Source organism: Bradyrhizobium sp. USDA 4516 (assembly GCF_054055915.1).
This window is the reverse complement of sequence record NZ_JBSRXT010000001.1, coordinates 3,252,382-3,271,598: the sequence shown is the minus strand read 5'-3', so window position 1 is coordinate 3,271,598 and position 19,217 is coordinate 3,252,382. Positions and strand designations below refer to the sequence as shown.

18 protein-coding genes are annotated in these 19,217 nt (G+C 65.5%); 3 read left to right on the top strand and 15 right to left on the bottom strand.

Annotated elements, in window-relative coordinates; all coding sequences use genetic code 11:
* Positions 1-20: 20 nt before the first annotated feature.
* The 7 genes from ACVI1L_RS15040 to ACVI1L_RS15010 form a co-directional block, all read right to left on the bottom strand.
* Positions 21-485 carry an SRPBCC domain-containing protein gene (locus tag ACVI1L_RS15040; RefSeq protein ID WP_057015448.1) on the bottom strand — a complete coding sequence of 155 codons (465 nt, stop codon included), beginning with the start codon at positions 483-485 and terminating at the stop codon, positions 21-23.
* Between the two features lie 11 nt (positions 486-496).
* Positions 497-820 (bottom strand): ArsR/SmtB family transcription factor, encoded by a 324-nt coding sequence (locus tag ACVI1L_RS15035; protein WP_057015449.1) that lies wholly within the window; start codon positions 818-820, stop codon positions 497-499.
* A gap of 143 nt (positions 821-963) precedes the next feature.
* Positions 964-1,566, bottom strand: a complete 603-nt coding sequence (pcaG, locus tag ACVI1L_RS15030; RefSeq protein ID WP_456783203.1) for a protocatechuate 3,4-dioxygenase subunit alpha — start codon at positions 1,564-1,566, stop codon at positions 964-966.
* A gap of 1 nt (position 1,567) precedes the next feature.
* Positions 1,568-2,269 (bottom strand): protocatechuate 3,4-dioxygenase subunit beta, encoded by a 702-nt coding sequence (gene pcaH, locus ACVI1L_RS15025; RefSeq protein WP_456783205.1) that lies wholly within the window; start codon positions 2,267-2,269, stop codon positions 1,568-1,570.
* A gap of 38 nt (positions 2,270-2,307) precedes the next feature.
* On the bottom strand, positions 2,308-2,847 hold the full coding sequence (locus ACVI1L_RS15020) for a 4-hydroxylaminobenzoate lyase (protein ID WP_057015117.1): 540 nt from the start codon (positions 2,845-2,847) through the stop codon (positions 2,308-2,310).
* A gap of 13 nt (positions 2,848-2,860) precedes the next feature.
* Positions 2,861-3,589 (bottom strand): nitroreductase, encoded by a 729-nt coding sequence (locus ACVI1L_RS15015; RefSeq protein ID WP_168858249.1) that lies wholly within the window; start codon positions 3,587-3,589, stop codon positions 2,861-2,863.
* Positions 3,565-4,794 carry an ABC transporter substrate-binding protein gene (locus tag ACVI1L_RS15010; RefSeq protein ID WP_456783204.1) on the bottom strand — a complete coding sequence of 410 codons (1,230 nt, stop codon included), beginning with the start codon at positions 4,792-4,794 and terminating at the stop codon, positions 3,565-3,567. Before ACVI1L_RS15010 ends, ACVI1L_RS15015 begins: the two co-directional genes overlap by 25 nt.
* Before the next feature lie 232 nt (positions 4,795-5,026).
* Here ACVI1L_RS15010 and ACVI1L_RS15005 point away from each other — a divergent pair, with 232 nt between their 5' ends.
* On the top strand, positions 5,027-6,004 hold the full coding sequence (locus ACVI1L_RS15005; protein WP_076824662.1) for a LysR family transcriptional regulator: 978 nt from the start codon (positions 5,027-5,029) through the stop codon (positions 6,002-6,004).
* Positions 6,005-6,012: 8 nt separating this feature from the next.
* Here ACVI1L_RS15005 and pcaG (ACVI1L_RS15000) read toward each other — a convergent pair whose 3' ends face one another.
* The 3 genes from pcaG (ACVI1L_RS15000) to pcaF form a co-directional block, all read right to left on the bottom strand.
* On the bottom strand, positions 6,013-6,615 hold the full coding sequence (gene pcaG, locus ACVI1L_RS15000) for a protocatechuate 3,4-dioxygenase subunit alpha (RefSeq protein WP_456783203.1): 603 nt from the start codon (positions 6,613-6,615) through the stop codon (positions 6,013-6,015).
* A gap of 1 nt (position 6,616) precedes the next feature.
* A complete protein-coding gene (gene pcaH, locus ACVI1L_RS14995) occupies positions 6,617-7,318 on the bottom strand; it encodes a protocatechuate 3,4-dioxygenase subunit beta (protein WP_168858251.1) in 702 nt (233 codons plus the stop codon).
* Positions 7,319-7,423: 105 nt separating this feature from the next.
* Complete coding sequence (pcaF, locus tag ACVI1L_RS14990) at positions 7,424-8,632, bottom strand: 3-oxoadipyl-CoA thiolase (protein WP_028337987.1); 1,209 nt, start codon at positions 8,630-8,632, stop codon at positions 7,424-7,426.
* A gap of 212 nt (positions 8,633-8,844) precedes the next feature.
* Here pcaF and mutS point away from each other — a divergent pair, with 212 nt between their 5' ends.
* Entirely contained in the window at positions 8,845-11,574 is a 2,730-nt protein-coding gene (mutS, locus tag ACVI1L_RS14985) for a DNA mismatch repair protein MutS (protein WP_057015406.1), read from the top strand.
* 92 nt (positions 11,575-11,666) lie between these two features.
* Here the strand turns inward: mutS and ACVI1L_RS14980 are convergent, their stop codons facing one another.
* The 5 genes from ACVI1L_RS14980 to ACVI1L_RS14960 all read right to left on the bottom strand — a co-directional run bounded on the left by ACVI1L_RS14980 (position 11,667) and on the right by ACVI1L_RS14960 (position 16,099).
* Entirely contained in the window at positions 11,667-12,464 is a 798-nt protein-coding gene (locus ACVI1L_RS14980; protein ID WP_057015405.1) for a hypothetical protein, read from the bottom strand.
* A gap of 158 nt (positions 12,465-12,622) precedes the next feature.
* Entirely contained in the window at positions 12,623-13,132 is a 510-nt protein-coding gene (locus ACVI1L_RS14975; RefSeq protein ID WP_057015404.1) for an OsmC family protein, read from the bottom strand.
* Positions 13,133-13,289: 157 nt separating this feature from the next.
* Positions 13,290-14,075, bottom strand: a complete 786-nt coding sequence (locus ACVI1L_RS14970; protein WP_057015403.1) for an ABC transporter ATP-binding protein — start codon at positions 14,073-14,075, stop codon at positions 13,290-13,292.
* Positions 14,075-14,908, bottom strand: a complete 834-nt coding sequence (locus ACVI1L_RS14965; RefSeq protein WP_057015419.1) for an ABC transporter permease — start codon at positions 14,906-14,908, stop codon at positions 14,075-14,077. The genes ACVI1L_RS14970 and ACVI1L_RS14965 overlap by 1 nt, the downstream gene beginning before the upstream one ends.
* 216 nt (positions 14,909-15,124) lie before the next feature.
* Positions 15,125-16,099, bottom strand: coding sequence for an aliphatic sulfonate ABC transporter substrate-binding protein (locus ACVI1L_RS14960; RefSeq protein WP_057015402.1), 975 nt, complete (start codon positions 16,097-16,099; stop codon positions 15,125-15,127).
* A 199-nt stretch (positions 16,100-16,298) separates the two neighbouring features.
* Between ACVI1L_RS14960 and ACVI1L_RS14955 the strand changes: the two genes are divergently transcribed.
* A complete protein-coding gene (locus ACVI1L_RS14955) occupies positions 16,299-19,091 on the top strand; it encodes a [protein-PII] uridylyltransferase (protein WP_225647051.1) in 2,793 nt (930 codons plus the stop codon).
* Positions 19,092-19,217: the final 126 nt, after the last annotated feature.

Genomic DNA, 19,217 nt, shown 5'->3' with positions numbered 1-19,217 from the left:
GTCCCTCACGTCAGTCGCGTTCAGCTCATGCGGTCGAGCCGAGCATAGCTGTCTTCCATGCCGTGCTCCATGCCGGTCGCGAGCATCGCTGCGCGCGTTTCGGCATCCGGCAAGGTCATCCGCATCGTCATCAAGGTGCCGTCGCCGTCGAGCGCAAAGCGCGTCTCGACATGATTGTCCGGCGTCGGATCCGGCAGATGCATGCGCTCGACATGCACGATGCGGCTGAACGGTTCGAGCGCGAGATATTCGCCGGTCAAATGAAAGCCGCCGCCCTTCCCGTCGGTCCATTCGTAGCGGATCCTGCCGCCGGGCTTCGCCTCGCTGATGCAGACCGGCATGGTCCAGCCGTCGGGACCGAGCAGCCATTTCTGCAACAGCTCCGGCTCGGTATGCGCCCGATACACCGCCTCCGGCGGCGCGACGAAGCGCCTGGTCACGACGACATAGCGGTCGCCTTCGGTCTTCAGCGTCAACTTGCTCATGGGGATACCCTTCACTGCTCAGGCTTCATTGTGGCCAGCACACCGTCCAGCCGGTCGTAATTGGTTTCCAGCGCACGGCGCAGCATGCCGAGCCATTGATCGATCTCGGTAACCGCTGATGGCGCTAGCCGGCACGGTCGCTTGGTGCCCTCGATCCGCCGCACGATCAGGCCGGCGCCCTCGAGCACCTTGAGATGGCGGGAGATCGCGGGCTGGGTCATGTCGAACGGCTCGACTAGCTCCATCACAGTCGCCTCGCCCAGCGCGAGGCGCGCCAGGATCGCCCGGCGGGTCGGGTCGGCGAGCGCGGAAAAGGCGGCGTCGAGGTTGGCCATGCTTTATCTCGCATCGGTTATATAATAATCTTATTATATAACCGATGCTGCATGATCAAGTCAAATCCGCTGCGGCGAACGCGCGCAGCGGATTTTTCGGCCGTCCCCCAAAGTTGGATTGGCGCGCCGCTGGCGGCGCGCAGCTAGACGTCGAAGAACACCGTCTCGTTGTCGCCCTGCAGATGGACGTCGAAGGTGTAGACGCTGCCCGCGCCGGCCTTGCGCCTGGCGATCAAGGTCGCGCGTCGATCGGCCGGCACCAGCGCCAGCGTGGAATCTGTGGCGTTGCCGGCTTCATCTTCGAAATAGATCCGGGTGTAGAGGTGCAGCAGCATGCCGCGCGCGAACACCGCGAGCCCGATATGCGGCGCCTGCGGCTTGCCGTCGGCATCCGGCACCACGCCCGGCTTGATGGTGTCGAAGGCGTAGCCACCGCTCTTGTCGGTGCCGCAGCGGCCAAAGCCCTTGAAACTCGAATTGGGCAGCGCGCGCGCATCCTGCGGATCGGAGAAGCGGCCCTGGCTATCGGCCTGCCAGATCTCCAGCATGCAATCCGGGATCACGGCGCCGTCGCCGTCATAGACCTTGCCCTCGACGCGGATGCGCTCACCCGAGACGTCAGGCGTCAGAAGGTTGTTGGTAAAAGCGTCGTTCCATTCATATTCGCCGTTCGGCGTCAGGCCATACTTGAAATAGGGGCCGACGGTCTGCGAAGGCGTGATTCCATCAGGGCGCGGGTTCGACACGTTACTTGGTCTCCATCGGCGTGGCACTCTGCCCGCGCAGCACGATATCGAAGCGGTAGCACAGCGCCCATTCCGGCTTGGTGTTCTCGAGATCGAACGACGAGATCATCCGCGCCCGCGCCTTCTCGTCCGTCACCGAGTTGAAGATCGGATCGAACGGGAACAGCGGATCGCCCGGGAAGTACATCTGGGTCACGAGACGCGAGACGAACGAGTGGCCGAACACCGAGAAGTGGATATGCGCGGGCCGCCAGGCGTTATGGTGATTGCCCCAGGGATAGGCGCCGGGCTTGATGGTGATGAACTTGTAATAGCCCTTGGCATCGGACTGCGTGCGGCCGGCGCCGGTGAAGTTGGGATCGAGCGGCGCCGGATGCTGGTCGACGACATGGATGTAGCGGCCGCAGACATTGGCTTGCCACAGCTCGACCAGCGTGTTGGGCACGCCGCGGCCGTCCTCGTCGAGCACATAGCCATGCACGATGATGCGCTCGCCGAGCGGCTCGCCCTCGGCCTGGATGGTGAGGTCGTTGTCGTGCGCGCGCACGGTCTCATGACCATAGACCGGCCCGGTCAGCTCCGAGAGCGTGTGCCGCAGCGGGATCAGCGGCTTTGAGGGTACGCGCTTGATCGCGCTGCGGTACGCAGGCGACAGGCGCGCGGGATGGACGCTGTTCGAAGCGACCGGGTAGATCAACGTCATGAGCTTTCTCCAGACCGGATTGCCGCCCGCGCCGGATATCAGGCCGGCGCCTTGAAATCGTAGGAGATGCGCCCGGCCGGCAGAAAGAACAGCGCGATGACCGCGCCACCCCTGACCTCCGGATAGTGCCGGCTGCCGGGATCCGGCGCGGTCCAGCCCGGCCCCTGCCAGCCCTGCAGCCCCTTCAACTGCGCGCCCTTGTCGAGGGGAACGACGAGGTTGAGCTCGCCATAGGGGTGACCATGATATTGCCCGCGCAGCACGTCGTGATCGTCCTCGTCCTTGAAGCGGCACGGATCGGTGCTGTTCATGTAGACCGCGGTGATGCTGAACTGGAACGTCTCGGGGACCGGCTCGAGGATGCGGCTGCGCCGATAGTTCGGACCTTCCACCTCCTGGTTCGCCGCCCAGCCCTCCTCGACTCCCATTTTGATGAGGCGGGCGAGATCCTGGTACAGCGCGCTGTCCTCTCCATAGGTCTCGTTGAGCCATCGCTCCATCGCCGCGCTCGGCGTCATGTCCTTGACCTCGCGCAGAAACGGAATGCTGCGTTCGATAAGCTGTTCCCGGCTTCCCATGACTTTCTCCTGTCTAATCCTCGAAACCCTTGAAGGAGGCGAATGCCTCCAGTTCCGCGCGCGGCATCAGCCGCGTGCGCGACCGCTCCCTAGGGTGGCCCATCGAGATTCCGCAGGCCACCATCTGCTCGGCGGGGATCGACAGCAGCGGACGCAAGATCCGATGGAATCTGGCGAAGGTCTCCTGCGGACAGGATTGCAGCCCGCGTCCGACCGCCGCCAGCATCACGTTCTGGATGAACATGCCGAGATCGAGCCAGCTTCCCATCGCCAGGCGCCGATCGATGGTGACGATCAACCCAACCGGCGCGCCGAAGAACATGAAGTTCTTTGCGGTCTGCCGGCTCCTCGCCGCAGCGTCGCTTTGCGCGATCCCGAGCGAGTCATAGAACAATCGCCCGAACTCCTGACGACGGCCGAGATACGGCTCGGGGAAAGCGCTGGCGTAGTATTGATATTCGGAGACGTGCTCGTTCGGCTCGTTCTCATACGCATCCAGCAGCGCAGCCGACACCTTGGTCTTGGCGGCGCCGGCGAGCACGTAGACGTGCCAGGGCTGGATGTTCGCGCCGCTCGGCGCGAACCGCGCCACGCGCAGGATCTGCTCGATGGTCGATCGGGAGACCGGACTGCCGGAGAACTCGCGGCACGACAGCCGGCCGGCGATCACCTCGTCGATTGGATTGCGTGCGGCTCCGCACGCCACATCCCGGTCGATCACGACTTCTTCACGAGCGAGCATCCGCCGTCCTCCATCGGTCTGAAGGCCTCTTCACCCGGGATGGTGGCCAGCAGCTGGTAGTAGTCGAACTGGTATTTCGACTCTGCCGGCGACTTGACGCGGAACAGATACATGTCGCGGACCAGCCGGCCGTCGGGACGGATCCTGCCGTTGCGGGTCATGAAATCGTTGACCGGCAATTCGCGCATCTTGGCCGCGACCGTCGGCCCATCAAGCGTGCCGGCGGCTTCGACCGCCTTGAGGTAGTGCATGACAGCACCATAGGTGCCGGCGTGGATCATGGTGGGCACTTTCTTCGCCTTCTCGATGAAGCGCTTCGACCATGCCCGCGTCTCGTCGTTGAGGTCCCAGTAGAACGCCGAGCTCAGCATCAGGCCTTGCGCACTCTGCAGCCCAAGGCTGTGAATGTCGGCGATGAAGACGATCAGGCCGGCAAGCTTCTGCCCGCGCGTCACCCCGAACTCGCCGGCCTGCTTCACGGCGTTGATGAAGTCGCCGCCGGCGTCGGCGAGCGCGATCACGTCGGCCCTGGAGGCCTGCGCCTGCAGCAGGAAGGACGAGAAATCGGGCGTGTTGATCGGGTGTTTCACGGCGCCGACCACCTTGCCGCCGGTCGTGTCGATCACCTTGCGGCTGTCGGCCTCGAGCTGCGCACCGAGCGAGTAGTCGGCCGAAAGAAAGAACCAGGACCTGGCGCCGAGGCGCGAAATCGCCCTCGTCGTCCCCTGCGACAGCGCATAGGTATCGTAGGTCCAGTGGATGCCGGTCGGCGAGCACTCGTCGCCGGTCAGCCGGGACGTTGCCGCGCCGGTGGCGAGAAACAGCTTCTTCTTGTCGCGCGTGATGCCCTGGACCGCCAGCGCGACCGCGGAATTCGGGACATCGAGAATGGCCTCGACATTGTCGTTCTCCAGCCAGCGCCGGGCAATCGCCGAGCCGATATCCGCCTTGTTCTGATGATCGCCGGCAACGATCTCGATCGGGCGGCCGAGCACCTTGCCCTTGAAATCGTCCACCGCCATTTGCGCCGCGACCACCGAGCCCTGGCCGCCATTGTCAGCGTACAGCGACGACATGTCGGTCAGCACGCCGAGCCTGACCGGCCCGTTCTGTGCAATCGCCGACGTCGCCGTCGCCACCAGCATCAACGCCAGTCCGATTGATTTACGCGCGCCACTTCGGGCCAACATCACCCAGGCCTTCATCGCTTTTCTCCTCCCAACCCGGCGCCGGCAATCTTGGCCAGAACGCCGCGTTGCGGAAGTGAAAGTCTTGCAGAGTGATCCTGAACCGGCTTCAGATGGCAGGTGGTGACGACACGGCTATACGCTCGTGGAGAATCCGCTCGGTTGCATCCGCCAGACGCCTGGCCTTAACTGCCGTCGATCGCGGAATTTTGCCGAGGCGAGCGATCTGCCATAGACGGGGACTCTCAACGTGTCCGTTTCCTTCAAGACCCTGGATCTGAATCTGCTCAAGGTATTCGACGCCGTCATGGAGGAGCGCAGCGTGCTGCGGGCCAGCCAGAAGGTCGCGCTGAGCCAGTCCGCTGTCAGCCACTCTCTGGCGCGGCTGCGCGAGATGCTGGATGACGACCTGTTCGTGCGCACGGCCACCGGCATGCAGCCGACCGCGCGCGCGTTGACGATGGCGCCGCAGGTTCGCCAGGCGCTGCGATCGCTGGAGGCCGCGGTCGAGCTGCCGACCTTCGCTCCAGCAGCCTCCACCAAGCCGTTCACGCTGGCCGCCAACGACTTCACGACGATGGTGCTGGCGCCGCCGCTCCTGAAGATCCTGGGCCGGGAAGCTCCTGCGATCGACCTCACCATCAAGCCGGTGACGCGGATCGATCTTGCCGAGCAGATCGACCTCGGCCGCATCGACGTCGCGATCGGCGTGTTCTCGTCGCCGCCGAGCCGTTTCCGCACGGCGCTGCTGTTCGAATATAATGATGTGCTGATCGTCGGCAAAAGGCGCAAGCTTGGCCGGCTCGACAAGGCAAAGCTCGCGACCTTGCCGTTGGTCGTGGTGTCCTTTGGCGGCGAGCAGGAAGGCGCGATTGGCGGCTTCATCTCCGAGCGCGGACTCGCCAGGCGTTCGGAGATGTACGATCGCCCCGCGCTCGAACGGGCGCTGTCCGACAGCGACCGGCCGCCGCGGATCGCGGTCTCGCTGCCGCACTTCCTTGCCCTGCCCGCACTGCTGATCGATTCCGAGTTGGCTGCGATCGTCCCGCGGCCGCTGGCGCGTGCACTCGAGCAGGCACATGCGATCACGACCTATGAACTGCCTTACACCACGACGCCCGTGGAGGTTCGGCTGCTCTGGCACGAACGCGTCGAGGACGAGCCTTCGCACGAATGGCTTCACGAGGTGCTCCGGCGCGCCACCGAAGAGCTGCGGCGCGGCGGCTAGCGGCCGGGCTAGACGTCGAAGAACACCGTCTCGTTGTCGCCCTGCAGATGGACGTCGAAGGTGTAGACGCTGCCCGCGCCGGCCTTGCGCCTGGCGATCAAGGTCGCGCGGCGATCGGCCGGCACCAGCGCCAGCGTGGAATCTGTGGCGTTGCCGGCTTCATCTTCGAAATAGATCCGGGTGTAGAGATGTAGCAGCATGCCGCGCGCGAACACCGCGAGCCCGATATGCGGCGCCTGCGGCTTGCCGTCGGCATCCGGCACCACGCCCGGCTTGATGGTGTCGAAGGCGTAGCCACCGCTCTTGTCGGTGCCGCAGCGGCCAAAGCCCTTGAAACTCGAATTGGGCAGCGCGCGCGCATCCTGCGGATCGGAGAAGCGGCCCTGGCTATCGGCCTGCCAGATCTCCAGCATGCAATCCGGGATCACGGCGCCGTCGCCGTCATAGACCTTGCCCTCGACGCGGATGCGCTCACCCGAGACGTCAGGCGTCAGAAGGTTGTTGGTAAAAGCGTCGTTCCATTCATATTCGCCGTTCGGCGTCAGGCCATACTTGAAATAGGGGCCGACGGTCTGCGAAGGCGTGATTCCATCAGGGCGCGGGTTCGACACGTTACTTGGTCTCCATCGGCGTGGCACTCTGCCCGCGCAGCACGATATCGAAGCGGTAGCACAGCGCCCATTCCGGCTTGGTGTTCTCGAGATCGAACGACGAGATCATCCGCGCCCGCGCCTTCTCGTCCGTCACCGAGTTGAAGATCGGATCGAACGGGAACAGCGGATCGCCCGGGAAGTACATCTGGGTCACGAGACGCGAGACGAACGAGTGGCCGAACACCGAGAAGTGGATATGCGCGGGCCGCCAGGCGTTATGGTGATTGCCCCAGGGATAGGCGCCGGGCTTGATGGTGATGAACTTGTAATAGCCCTTGGCATCGGACTGCGTGCGGCCGGCGCCGGTGAAGTTGGGATCGAGCGGCGCCGGGTGCTGATCGACGACATGAATGTAGCGGCCGCAGGCATTGGCCTGCCACAGCTCGACCAGGGTGTTGGGCACGCCGCGGCCGTCCTCGTCGAGCACATAGCCGTGCACGATGATGCGCTCGCCGAGCGGCTCGCCTTTCGCCTGGATGGTGAGGTCGTTGTCGTGCGCGCGCACGGTCTCATGACCATAGACCGGCCCGGTCAGCTCCGAGAGCGTGTGCCGCATCGGGATCAGCGGCTTCTGCGGCGAACGCTTCACGGTGGAGCGATAGTCCGGCGACAGCCGCGCCGGATGGGCCGCAAGCGATTGCAGCGGGTACAACAAGGTCATGGCGAATTCCTCCGCGGCCCACGCGCCCGGTGAGCTCACGTCAGATCATTATAATGCATAACCAATTTGGGGAAGGGCTGTTTTCAGCCCCTCCAAACCATTGGCTTAATTAAGTTTTTCGATCGCGACCGCAACGCCCTGACCGACTCCGACGCACATAGTTGCCAAGGCAAGCTTCCCGCCCCGCTTCTCCATGCCGTGCACGGCGGTCAAGACCAGCCGCGCGCCGCTCATGCCGAGCGGGTGGCCGAGCGCGATCGCACCGCCATGCGGATTGACGAAATCGGCGTCTTCCTTGACGCCGAGCTGGCGCAGGCAGGCGATACCCTGCGAGGCGAAGGCCTCGTTGAGCTCGATCAGGTCGAAGTCCGACACCTTGATGCCGAGGCGTTCGACCAACTTCTTCGTTGCCGGCACCGGACCGATGCCCATGATGCGCGGCGGCACCGCGGCCGAGGCAAGGCCGAGGATTTTTGCGCGCGGCGTCAGGCCGTGCTTCTTCACCGCGGCTTCGGAAGCGAGGATCATCGCGGCGGCGCCGTCATTGACGCCGGACGCGTTGCCCGCGGTCACTGTGCCCGGATTGCGCACGATCGGCTTCAGCTTGGCGAGACCTTCGAGCGTGGTCTCCGGACGCGGATGCTCGTCCTTGTCGACGGTGATCGGGCCGGCCTTGCCGCCGGGCACTTGGATCGGAACGATCTCCTCGGCGAAATAGCCCGACGCAATCGCCGCGCCCGCACGCTGCTGCGAGCGGATCGCCATCGCATCCTGATCGGCGCGCGACACCTGGAATTCCTCAGCGACGTTCTCGCCGGTCTCTGGCATCGCATCGACGCCGTACTGCGCCTTCATCAGCGGATTGATGAAGCGCCAGCCGATTGTGGTGTCGTAGATCTCGGACGAACGCGAGAAGGCTTCCGCGGCCTTGCCCATCACGAACGGCGCGCGCGTCATCGATTCGACGCCGCCCGCGATCGCGAAATCGATCTCGCCGGCGCGGATGGCGCGGCCCGCAGCGCCGACTGCATCGAGGCCGGAGGCGCAGAGCCGGTTCAGGGTCTGGCCGGGAACCGACTCCGGCATGCCTGCGAGCAGCAGCGCCATGCGCGCAACGTTGCGGTTGTCTTCGCCGGCCTGGTTGGCGCAGCCGAAATAGACCTCGTCAACCTCGTTCCAATTGAGCGTCGGGTGCTTGGCCATCAGCGCCTTGATCGGGGCCGCCGCGAGATCGTCGGCGCGTACTTTGGCGAGCGAGCCGCCGAAACGGCCGATCGGGGTCCGGACGGCATCGCAAATGAACACATCACGCATTGAATCTCTCCCTGAATGCCGCGACTTAGGCGCTGGATCTGCTGGAACTTGAGATCGGTTTTAGGAGCGTGCCCGCGGCAGGTCAATTGATGCGGCTGCGCGCCCCGCACGCATTGCCGTGAGGGCTGACATAATTGGCGCGTGGACAGGGTGGAAAACCCCGACTTCGCGGATAGGACCGCGCGACGAAATTTTGTAGTTTCCGCCCCCTCATGACAGTCCAGCAGCCCATCCCCGTTCCGCCCGAGCCCGCTCCTGCCGCCGAGGCGCCGTCGCGCGTCACGCCGATGATGGAACAGTATCTGGAAATCAAGGCCGCCCATCCCGGCCTGCTGCTGTTCTACCGGATGGGCGACTTCTACGAACTGTTCTTCGAGGATGCGGAGATCGCCTCCCGGACGCTCGGCATCGTGCTGACCAAGCGCGGCAAGCATCAGGGCATGGACATCCCGATGTGCGGCGTTCCGGTCGAACGCTCCGAGGATTACCTGCATCGCCTGATCGGCGCCGGCCATCGTGTCGCGGTGTGCGAGCAGACGGAAAATCCCGCGGAGGCCAAAGCCCGCGGCAACAAGAGCGTGGTCCGCCGCGGCGTGGTGCGGCTGGTGACGCCGGGCACGCTGACCGAAGACACCCTGCTCGACGCCCGCACCAACAATTACTTGATCGCGATCGCGCGCGCCCGCGGCTCGGCCGGTGCGGATCGTCTTGGCCTTGCCTGGATCGACATTTCGACCTCCGAATTCATGGTGACGGAGTGTGCGACGGCGGAGCTCGCGGCGACGCTGGCGCGCATCAATCCGAACGAGGCCATCATCACCGATGCGCTCTACAGCGACAGCGAGCTGGCGCCGACCTTGCGCGAACTGCCGTCGGTGACGCCGCTGACCCGCGACGTGTTCGACAGCGCCACCGCCGAGCGGCGACTCTGCGACTATTTCGCGGTCGCGACCATGGACGGCCTGTCGGCGATGTCGCGACTGGAGGCGACCGCCGCGGCCGCGGCCGTCACCTATATCGACCGCACCCAGGTCGGCAAGCGTCCGCCGCTGTCGCCGCCGGCGCGCGAGGCCGCCGGCACCACGATGGCGATCGATCCGGCGACCCGCGCCAATCTCGAACTGACGCGCACGCTCGCCGGCGAGCGCCGCGGCTCGCTGCTCGATGCGATCGACTGCACCGTCACCGCGGCGGGCTCGCGCCTCCTGGCGCAGCGCCTTGCCGCGCCGCTCACCGACGTCGCCGTGATCGCGCGGCGGCTCGATGCCGTCTCGGCCTTCGTCGCGGATTCCGCGGCGCGCGAGGACGTCAGGACCGTGCTGCGCGCGGCGCCCGACATGTCGCGCGCGCTGGCGCGGCTCTCGGTCGGCCGCGGCGGCCCGCGCGACCTCGCCAGCCTGCGCGACGGCATCCTCGCCGCCGACCAGGCGCTGGAGCTGCTGGCGCAGCTTTCCAATCCGCCGGCCGAGGTTTCGACCGTGATGGCGGCGCTACAGCGTCCCTCGCGCGATCTGGCGCAGGAATTCTCCCGCGCGCTCTCCGAACAGCTTCCGCTGATCAAGCGCGATGGCGGCTTCGTCCGCGAGGGCTATGAAGCCGCGCTCGACGAGAGCCGCAATTTGCGCGACGCCTCGCGCCTCGTCGTCGCCGCGATGCAAGCGCGTTATGCCGAGGATACCGGCATCAAGACGCTGAAGATCCGGCACAACAACGTGCTCGGCTATTTCGTCGAGGTCACCGCGCAGCACGGCGACAAGCTGTTCGCGCCGCCACTGAATGCAACCTTCATCCATCGCCAGACGCTGGCGGGGCAGGTCCGCTTCACCACCGCAGAGCTCGGCGAGACCGAGGCCAAGATCGCCAATGCCGGCGAGCGCGCGCTCAATCTCGAGCTCGAGATCTTTGAACGCCTGAGCGCGATGGCGCTCGCGGCGAGCGCTGATCTGCGCAATGCCGCGCATGCCTTTGCGATGCTCGACGTCGCGACGTCATTGGCCAAGCTTGCGATCGACGACAATTACGTGCGGCCTGATGTCGACGGCTCGCTCGGCTTTGCGATCGAGGGCGGCCGGCATCCGGTGGTCGAGCAGGCGCTGAAACGCGATGGCCAGCCGTTCATCGCCAATGCCTGCGACCTGTCGCCGGCGCCGGGCCAGAAATCCGGCCAGCTCTGGCTGATCACCGGTCCGAACATGGCCGGCAAGTCGACCTTCCTGCGCCAGAACGCGCTGATCGCGCTCTTGGCGCAGATCGGCTCTTACGTGCCGGCGTCGCGCGCGCGGCTCGGCATCGTCGACCGGCTGTTCTCGCGCGTCGGCGCCGCCGACGACCTGGCGCGCGGACGCTCGACCTTCATGGTCGAGATGGTCGAGACCGCGGTGATCCTGAACCAGGCCAGCGAACGGTCGCTGGTGATCCTCGACGAGATCGGCCGCGGCACCGCGACGTTCGACGGGCTGTCGATAGCCTGGGCCGCGATCGAGCATCTGCATGAGAGCAACCGCTGCCGCACGCTGTTCGCGACGCATTATCACGAGTTGACCGCGCTCTCGGCGAAACTGCCGCGGATGTTCAACGCCACGGTGCGGGTCAAGGAGTGGCAGGGCGACGTCGTGTTCCTGCACGAGGTGCTGCCGGGCTCGGCCGACCGCTCCTACGGCATCCAGGTCGCAAAACTCGCCGGCCTGCCGCCGGCCGTGATCACGCGCGCCAAATCGGTGCTGGCAAAACTCGAAGCCCAGGACCGCGGCCAGACCGCGCGTGCCTTGGTCGACGATCTGCCGCTGTTCGCCGTCCCCTCCCGCGCCGCCAGTGAGGACAAACCGCCGAGCGAGGCCGATCTGCTGGTCGAGGCCGTGAAGGCGCTGCATCCCGACGAGATGTCGCCGCGCGAGGCGCTGGATGCGCTGTATGCGCTGCGGGCAAAGCTGCCGAAAGCGTAGGTGCTGTCGTCATTCCGGGATGTTCCGAAGGACCAGACCCGGAATCTCGAGATTCCGGGTTCGATGCTTCGCATCGCCCCGGAATGACGGCGTCAACGTTTTACTTTCCTCCGCCCGATCTGCCACAGCACCAGATTCCAGACGATGCAGGTGGCGAGCGCGCAGCAAAGGCCGATTAGCGAGCCGAGTTGCAGCACCGCGACGTGCAGCACCGCAACCCCGAGGCCAAAGCCCATCAAGCCCCAGGCGCTGTTGGCGAGCACGGCGGCGGTTGCGGGGCCGCCGATGCGCGGATGCAGAATCAGCATCATCGAGGAGAATACGATCGGAAACAGCGCCATCACGCCGGTGACGCGCGGGCCGACCCAGCCTGACGCCGTGACCACGGTGCCGACCAGGCTTGCGACCAGCGCGGCGCGCAGCGGAATGTCGTACCAGCGCCGCGCGATCAGCGGCATTTTCGCGACATGCCGATAGGGCCTCAGCAGCGGGATGCAGATCGCAAAGGTGATGGCGTTGACGATCAGCCCGGCGACGAGCGACCACTCGAACTGGCGGATGATGGTGGCGAGCACCAGCCACACCGCGATCGCGCTGCCCGCGCTGATCCACATGCTGAAGCGCTGCGCCAGCACGGCGTAGGTCAGGCCCATATAGATCGTGGCGGCGTTGACCGGCAGGCTCGCCAGCGCCCCCTCGGCGATGAAGGCGGCGTCATGGTCGAGCGCGAGGAAGGTGTAGGACGGCCCGGCCGAGATCGGCAGGGTTGCGATCAGCGCGCCGATCACCGGTCCCGAACGCTCCGTGATGATGGACGCGCTGACCACGAATGCGGCCGCAACCGCCATGCGCAACACGAGGATCAGGACGAAGTGGAGTTCGGGGGACATTCTGCGTCATCCCGGCGAAGGCCGGGATCCATAACCACGGCTGTTCGTGAGGAGCGAAAGCCGTCGGGCAGCGGGGCTTGAATCGAGAAGACACGGCGTATGGGTCCCGGTTCCATGCGAAATCGCGCACTAGGCCGGGACGACACCGTTGAAAGCGGCTACACCCGCTGCATCGTCACCGAAACCTTCGGGCCGCTCTTGATGGTCTGATAGACCACGCAATAGCGCTCGGTGAGTTTCAGCAAGAGATCGAGCTTGTCCTGCGGCGCGTCGGTGCCGATCTCGAAGCGGAGGCGGATCTCGCGGAAGCCGACCGGGGTCTCCTTGTCGACGCCGAGCGTGCCGCGGAAATCGAGATCGCCCTCGGCGAAGACATTGCCGGGCTTCAGCGGCACGTCGATCGCGGTGGCGACCGATTTCAGCGTGACGCCGGCGCAGGCGACCAGCGCTTCCAGCAGCATGTCGCCGGAGCAAAGCTCGAGCCCGGAGCCGCCGGTAGCGGGGTGGAGGCCGGCGATCGCGAGCGCACGGCCAGTCTCGACCTTGCAGGCGATGCTCTCATTGTCGATCGATCCCTTGGCCTTCAGCGTGATCACGGCGGCCTGGGGGTCGGTCTTGTAGCGCTCCTTGATCGGAGCCTGCATTGCGCGGAGTTCGGCGGAGTCCATGGGTCTGCTCCCGGCTATTCTTCTTAAAGCGCGATGAGACTCAGGCTGAAATCGTCATCGCGCTTTAGATTCTTGTTTTAGCATGATCTTTTCGGAAAACCGCTTCACACTTTTCCGGATCATGCTCTAGCCGATGTAAGGCCTTAAGGAGCGGATGTCACCACCACATCGCCTCGCCGGCGCTGGATTTGTCGGTGACGTCCCGCACCGAACGGTCGAGCGAGCGGTCGAGCGCGGTCAGCACGCGGCGCTTGAAGGTGTCGAACAGCTCCGATTTGCGGTCGCGCGGCCGCGCCAGGTTGATGGTAATCTCCTCGAACAGCCGGCCCGGCCGCGGCCGCATCACCAGCACGCGGTCGGCGAGCACCACGGCCTCGTCCACGTCGTGGGTGACCAGGATCAGGGTCGGCCGCGTGTCGGCCCACAGATCGAGCAGATGATCCTGCAGATCGCGCCGCGTGAAGGCATCGAGCGCCGAGAACGGCTCGTCGAGCAGCAGCACTTCGGGCTGCGGCACCAGCGCGCGGGCTATCGCGACCCGCTGCGCCTGGCCGCCGGACAATTCGCGCGGCCAGGCCGCGGCCTTGTCGGCAAGGCCGACGCGGGCGAGCGCCGCCACGACGCGCGCGCGCCTCGCCTCGGCCGGAAGGTCGGCGAGGCCGAAGCCGATATTGTCGGCGACGCTGAGCCAGGGCAGCAGCCGTGGCTCCTGGAAGATGATCCCGATCTTGGCGTGCGGCGATGATATCACCGCATTGTCGAGCGTCACGCTGCCTGAAGAGGCGCGATCGAGGCCGGCGATGGCGCGCAGCAGCGTCGACTTGCCGCAACCGGAGCCGCCGATGATCGCGATGATCTCGCCGGGCGCAATCTCGGCCGAGAACCGCTCCAGCGCGTGGACGCCGTTCGGATAGGTCTTGCCGACTGCTTTGAGCGCCAGCATTACCGCCCTCCCCGCGCGCCGAACGCGTCCTGCCAGCGCAGCAGCGGTGCGGCGGCGACCTCGATCAGCCAGTCGGTGAGCTTGCCGAGAATCGCGAAGATCACGATCGCGGCGAGGATCTGCGCCGGCTTGCCGAGCTGCTGGCCGTCGAGCAGGAGGTAGCCGAGGCCTTCGGAGGCGCCGATCAGTTCGGCCGCGACCACGAACATCCACCCCAAACCGAGCCCGACCCGCAGCGCAACCACATAGGCCGGCAGCACGGCGGGCAACAGGATGCGGCGGATCATCGCCGGTCCGGACAGGCGGAACACGCGGCCGACCTCGACGATCTTGCGATCGACCGACAGGATTGCGCCCATCACGCCGAGATAGATCGGAAAGAACACGCCGACCGCGATCAGCGCGACCTTCGAGGTCTCGAAAATGCCGAGCCAGAGCACGAACAGCGGCACCCAGGCGAGCGAGGGGATCGCGCGCAGCGCCTGCACCGTCGGATCGAGCAGCCGCTTGGCGAAATCCCAATAGCCGGAGATCGCGCCCATGATGGTCCCGGCGACGACACCGAGCGCAAAGCCCGCGCCCACGCGCCACAGCGTCGCGAGGATATGGCGCGACAGCTCTCCGCTCTTGGCGAGCTCGACGATGGTCTCGAACACCTTTGACGGAGGCGGCACCAGGCGGCCGTTGGAATAGCCGAGAGAGACGACGAGTTCCCAGCCCAGCGCCAGCGCAATCGGCAGCACGAGCCCGAGCACCGGGCGCGCATAGCGTGACCACCGCGCAGGTGCACCGGGCGGGGCCGTCTGTTCCAGCGCGGGCAGGTCAACGGTCATGGCCATAGCAACAACTATTCTTCCGGCGGGATTGCAAGGCGGAGCGCGCCTAACTCCATCCACGTCGTCCCGGCGAAGGCCGGGACCCATAACCACAGGGCGTGGTAATCAAGCGAGCTGGGGCCACAGCCTTGTTCAACAATAAAGCCCTGTGGTTATGGTCCCGGGTCGCGCTTCGCTTGCCCGGGACGACGGAGGTTAGTTTAACGACAGCGGTTAGTTGGTGGGCAGCGGGACCTGATCGTCGACCAAGGAATCCAGCGCGGCCTTGACGTCGGTCTTGGCGTCGATCACGCCCGCCTGCTGCAAGGCGAGGCCGGCGGCGAGGATCGATTCGCGCTGGGCACTGCCGATCCGGCTGTGGGTCAGCTCGGTGCGCTCCTTGAGCTGCTTGTCGACCACGGCGTCCGGCAGCTTGGTGACGGCGATGAAGGTCTTCTTCAGCTCGTCATAGTTGGCCAGCGAATATTTCCGCGCTTCCTCGTACGTCGCGAGCACGCGGCGGACGATATCCGGATGCGCCTTCAGGAACTCCTCGCGCACATTGAGGATGCCCCAGGTGTTGGCTTCCGCCTTGCGGTAGAACAGCTTTGCACCGTCCTCGACCTCCGCCTGCGCCATCATCGGATCGAGACCGGCCCAGGCGTCGACGTCGCCGCGGATCAACGCGGTCTTGCCGTCGGCGTGCTGCAACAGCACCGGCGTGATGTCCTTTTCGGTGAGACCGGCGCCGAGCAGCGCACGAACCAGGAAGATGTGCGGATCGGTGCCACGCGTCACCGCGACGCGCTTGCCCTTGAGGTCGGCGACGGACGCGATCCTGGAGTCCTTGGTCGTGACCAGTGCGGTCCATTCGGGACGCGAATAGACATAGATCGACTTGATCGGGTTGCCGTTGATCTTCGCGACCAGCGCCGCCGAACCCGCGGTCGAGCCGAGATCGATCGAACCGGCGTTGAGGAATTCGAGCGCCTTGTTGGAGCCGGCCGACTGCACCCAGACGATGCTGATGCCGTCCTTGGCGAATTCCTTTTCCAGGAGGCCCTTCTGCTTCAGGACCATCGACACCGGATTGTAGGTCGCCCAGTCGATCCGGATCTCCTTCAGCGCGTCGGCGGCGCGCGCCGCGCCGGGCAGCAAGGTCGAGACCGCGAGCAGCGCAGCGAACGTGCGCCGGGAAAATTTTTGCATTCGTCGACCCCCTCGATCAGTTTTATGAAACAATCTTTTATTTCAATGAGTTAGCCTTGCGGTCAACGAGAAAATCTCTACCCTTTACGGGATGGCGCGAGAACGATCTTGCTCGAAGCGCCGCCATGAGAGCATGGAGCTGCTGTCGTTATACTTTGGTCAGTGACAGCAACGGCTCCGTCCGATATCGGATGAACCTATGGACAGCGTCGTAGCCGAGGCCCGCCCTGAAGCGGATGATCGTTTCGAGACCGAGCGGATCACCGCGGCGGTGAATGCACTTGCCGAACGGCATGCCGGCCGCGAGGACCAGTTCCGCGCCGCGATGGCGCAGCTGCTCAAGGCCGAGCTGATCGCCGCGCGCGCCACGGCGCAGGCGCTGCTGCTCAAGGACCGTCACGGCCGGCGCTGCGCCGAACGGCTCTGCTTCGTGCAGGACGAGATCATCCGCATCCTCTACGCGGCGGCGACCCGCCACCTCTATCACTCGCCGATCCCCTCGGGCGCCGAACGCATGGCCGTGGTGGCGACCGGCGGCTATGGCCGCGGGCTGATGGCGCCGGAGTCCGACATCGATCTGTTGTTCATCCTGCCCTACAAGCAGACCGCCTGGGGCGAACAGGTCGCTGAAGCGATTCTCTATTGCCTCTGGGACATGGGGCTGAAGGTCGGCCACGCCACCCGCTCGGTCGATGAATCGATCCGTCAGGCCCGCGGCGACATGACGATCCGCACCGCGATCCTCGAGACGCGCTTCCTGACCGGCGACCAGCCGCTTTATGACGAGTTGGTCGAGCGCTTCGACAAGGAGGTGGTGCAGGGCACCGCGTCGGAATTCGTCACCGCAAAGCTCGCCGAGCGCGAGGAGCGGCATCGCCGCGCCGGCCAGTCGCGCTATCTAGTCGAGCCCAACGTCAAGGACGGCAAGGGCGGCCTGCGCGACCTGCACACGCTGTTCTGGATCGCCAAATACGTCTACCGCGTGCGCGAGACCGACGAGCTGCTGGAACGCGGCGTGTTCGACGCGCAGGAATACCGCACCTTCCGCCGCTGCGCCGACTTCCTGTGGTCGGTGCGCTGCAATCTGCACTTCTTCGCCGGACGCGCCGAGGAGCGGCTGTCGTTCGACATGCAGCGCGAAATCGCGGTCCGCCTCGGCTACACCTCGCATCCCGGCATGCAGGACGTCGAGCGCTTCATGAAGCACTACTTCCTGATCGCGAAAGACGTCGGCGACCTCACCGCGATCCTGTGCGCCAAGCTCGAGGAAGAGCACAACAAGCCGGCGCCGGTGCTGAGCCGGATGGTGGCGCGGCTGCGGCCCGGCACCAAGCGGCGGCGGGTTAACGGCAGCGACGACTTCATCGTCGACAACAACCGCATCAATCTCGCCGCGCCCGACGTCTTCAAGCACGATCCGGTCAACCTGATCCGGATCTTCCGCCTTGCGCAGCAGAACAACCTCGCCTTCCATCCCGATGCGATGCGCACGGTGACGCGCTCGCTGAAGCTGATCAACACCCAGCTGCGCGAGAACGATGAAGCCAACCGCCTGTTCATGGAGATCCTGACCTCCGACAATGCGGAGATCGTGCTGCGGCGGATGAACGAGACCGGCGTGCTCGGTCACTTCATCCGCGCCTTCGGCAAGATCGTGTCGATGATGCAGTTCAACATGTACCACCACTACACGGTGGACGAGCATCTGCTCCGCTGCATCGGCTTCCTGCAGGACATCGAGCGCGGCGGCAACGAGGAGTTCACGGTCGCCAGCGACCTGTTTCGCAAGATCCGCCCCGAGCACCGCCCGGTGATCTATATCGCGACGCTGCTGCACGACATCGCCAAGGGCCGACCTGAGGATCATTCGATCGCCGGCGCCAAGGTGGCGCGGCGGCTGTGTCCGCGGCTCGGCTTCTCGGCGGCCGACACCGAGCTGGTGGCGTGGCTGATCGAGGAGCATTTGACGATGTCGACGGTGGCGCAATCGCGCGACCTGTCGGACCGCAAGACCATCGAGAATTTCGCCGCCGTGGTCCAGTCGGTCGAGCAGATGAAGCTGCTCACGATCCTGACCACGGCCGACATCCGCGGCGTCGGCCCGGGCGTTTGGAACGGCTGGAAGGCGCAGCTGTTGCGCACGCTGTATTACGAGACCGAGCCGGTGCTGACCGGCGGCTTCTCCGAGGTCAACCGCGCCCAGCGCATCGCGGTGGCGCAAGCCGAATTCCGCCGCGCCTTCACCGAATGGCCGGAGGCGGAGCTCAACGCCTATATCGGCCGGCACTATCCGGCCTACTGGCTCAAGGTCGAGCTGGCGCGCAAGATCCGCCAGGCCCGCTTCATCCGCGCCAGCGAGCAGGCCGGCCACAAGCTTGCGATCAATGTCGGCTTCGACGAGGTCCGCGCCGTCACCGAGCTGACGATCCTGGCGACCGACCATCCGTGGCTGCTGTCGATCATCGCGGGTGCCTGCGCGTCGGCCGGCGCCAACATCGTCGACGCCCAGATCTACACCACGACCGACGGCCGCGCGCTCGACACCATCTCGATCTCGCGCGAATACGACCGCGACGAGGACGAGGGCCGCCGCGCCACCAGAATTGGCGAGATGATCGAGCACGTGCTGGAAGGCAAGCTGCGGCTGCCCGAGGCGGTCGCCAAGCGCACCGTCCGCAGCAAGGCGCGGCCGTTCATCGTCGAGCCCGAGGTGACCATCAACAACCAGTGGTCCGACCGCTACACCGTGATCGAGGTCTCCGGGCTCGACCGGCCCGGCCTGCTCTACCAGCTCACCACCGCGATCTCAAAGCTCAACCTCAACATCGCATCGGCCCATGTCGCGACCTTCGGCGAACGTGCCCGCGACGTGTTCTATGTCACCGACCTGCTCGGCGCCCAGATCACGGCACCGACCCGGCAGGCCGCGATCAAGAGCGCGCTGCTGCATCTGCTGGCGAGCGAGGACCAGGCGGCGAAGCCGGCGGCGTAGATCGAATCGTAAGAAGCGTACACGCCTGTCCCGTCATCCTGAGGAGGCCGCGCAGCGGCCGTCTCGAAGGATCGACGGCCACGTTCCTTCCCCAAGAGAGTGGGAGTATGCGGAAGCGGCCGGGCC

Excerpts from the sequence above, each read along its gene's own strand:
- ACVI1L_RS15040 (WP_057015448.1), bottom strand. The coding sequence starts at position 485 with ATGAGCAAGTTGACGCTGAAGACCGAAGGCGACCGCTATGTCGTCGTG.
- ACVI1L_RS15020 (WP_057015117.1), bottom strand. The coding sequence starts at position 2,847 with ATGGGAAGCCGGGAACAGCTTATCGAACGCAGCATTCCGTTTCTGCGC.
- ACVI1L_RS14955 (WP_225647051.1), top strand. The coding sequence starts at position 16,299 with ATGGACAGCGTCGTAGCCGAGGCCCGCCCTGAAGCGGATGATCGTTTC.
- pcaH (WP_456783205.1), bottom strand. The coding sequence starts at position 2,269 with ATGACGTTGATCTACCCGGTCGCTTCGAACAGCGTCCATCCCGCGCGC.
- ACVI1L_RS15035 (WP_057015449.1), bottom strand. The coding sequence starts at position 820 with ATGGCCAACCTCGACGCCGCCTTTTCCGCGCTCGCCGACCCGACCCGC.
- ACVI1L_RS14965 (WP_057015419.1), bottom strand. The coding sequence starts at position 14,908 with ATGACCGTTGACCTGCCCGCGCTGGAACAGACGGCCCCGCCCGGTGCA.
- ACVI1L_RS14980 (WP_057015405.1), bottom strand. The coding sequence starts at position 12,464 with ATGTCCCCCGAACTCCACTTCGTCCTGATCCTCGTGTTGCGCATGGCG.
- ACVI1L_RS15010 (WP_456783204.1), bottom strand. The coding sequence starts at position 4,794 with ATGAAGGCCTGGGTGATGTTGGCCCGAAGTGGCGCGCGTAAATCAATC.
- ACVI1L_RS14975 (WP_057015404.1), bottom strand. The coding sequence starts at position 13,132 with ATGGACTCCGCCGAACTCCGCGCAATGCAGGCTCCGATCAAGGAGCGC.
- pcaF (WP_028337987.1), bottom strand. The coding sequence starts at position 8,632 with ATGCGTGATGTGTTCATTTGCGATGCCGTCCGGACCCCGATCGGCCGT.
- ACVI1L_RS14960 (WP_057015402.1), bottom strand. The coding sequence starts at position 16,099 with ATGCAAAAATTTTCCCGGCGCACGTTCGCTGCGCTGCTCGCGGTCTCG.
- ACVI1L_RS15015 (WP_168858249.1), bottom strand. The coding sequence starts at position 3,589 with ATGCTCGCTCGTGAAGAAGTCGTGATCGACCGGGATGTGGCGTGCGGA.
- mutS (WP_057015406.1), top strand. The coding sequence starts at position 8,845 with ATGACAGTCCAGCAGCCCATCCCCGTTCCGCCCGAGCCCGCTCCTGCC.
- pcaH (WP_168858251.1), bottom strand. The coding sequence starts at position 7,318 with ATGACCTTGTTGTACCCGCTGCAATCGCTTGCGGCCCATCCGGCGCGG.
- ACVI1L_RS14970 (WP_057015403.1), bottom strand. The coding sequence starts at position 14,075 with ATGCTGGCGCTCAAAGCAGTCGGCAAGACCTATCCGAACGGCGTCCAC.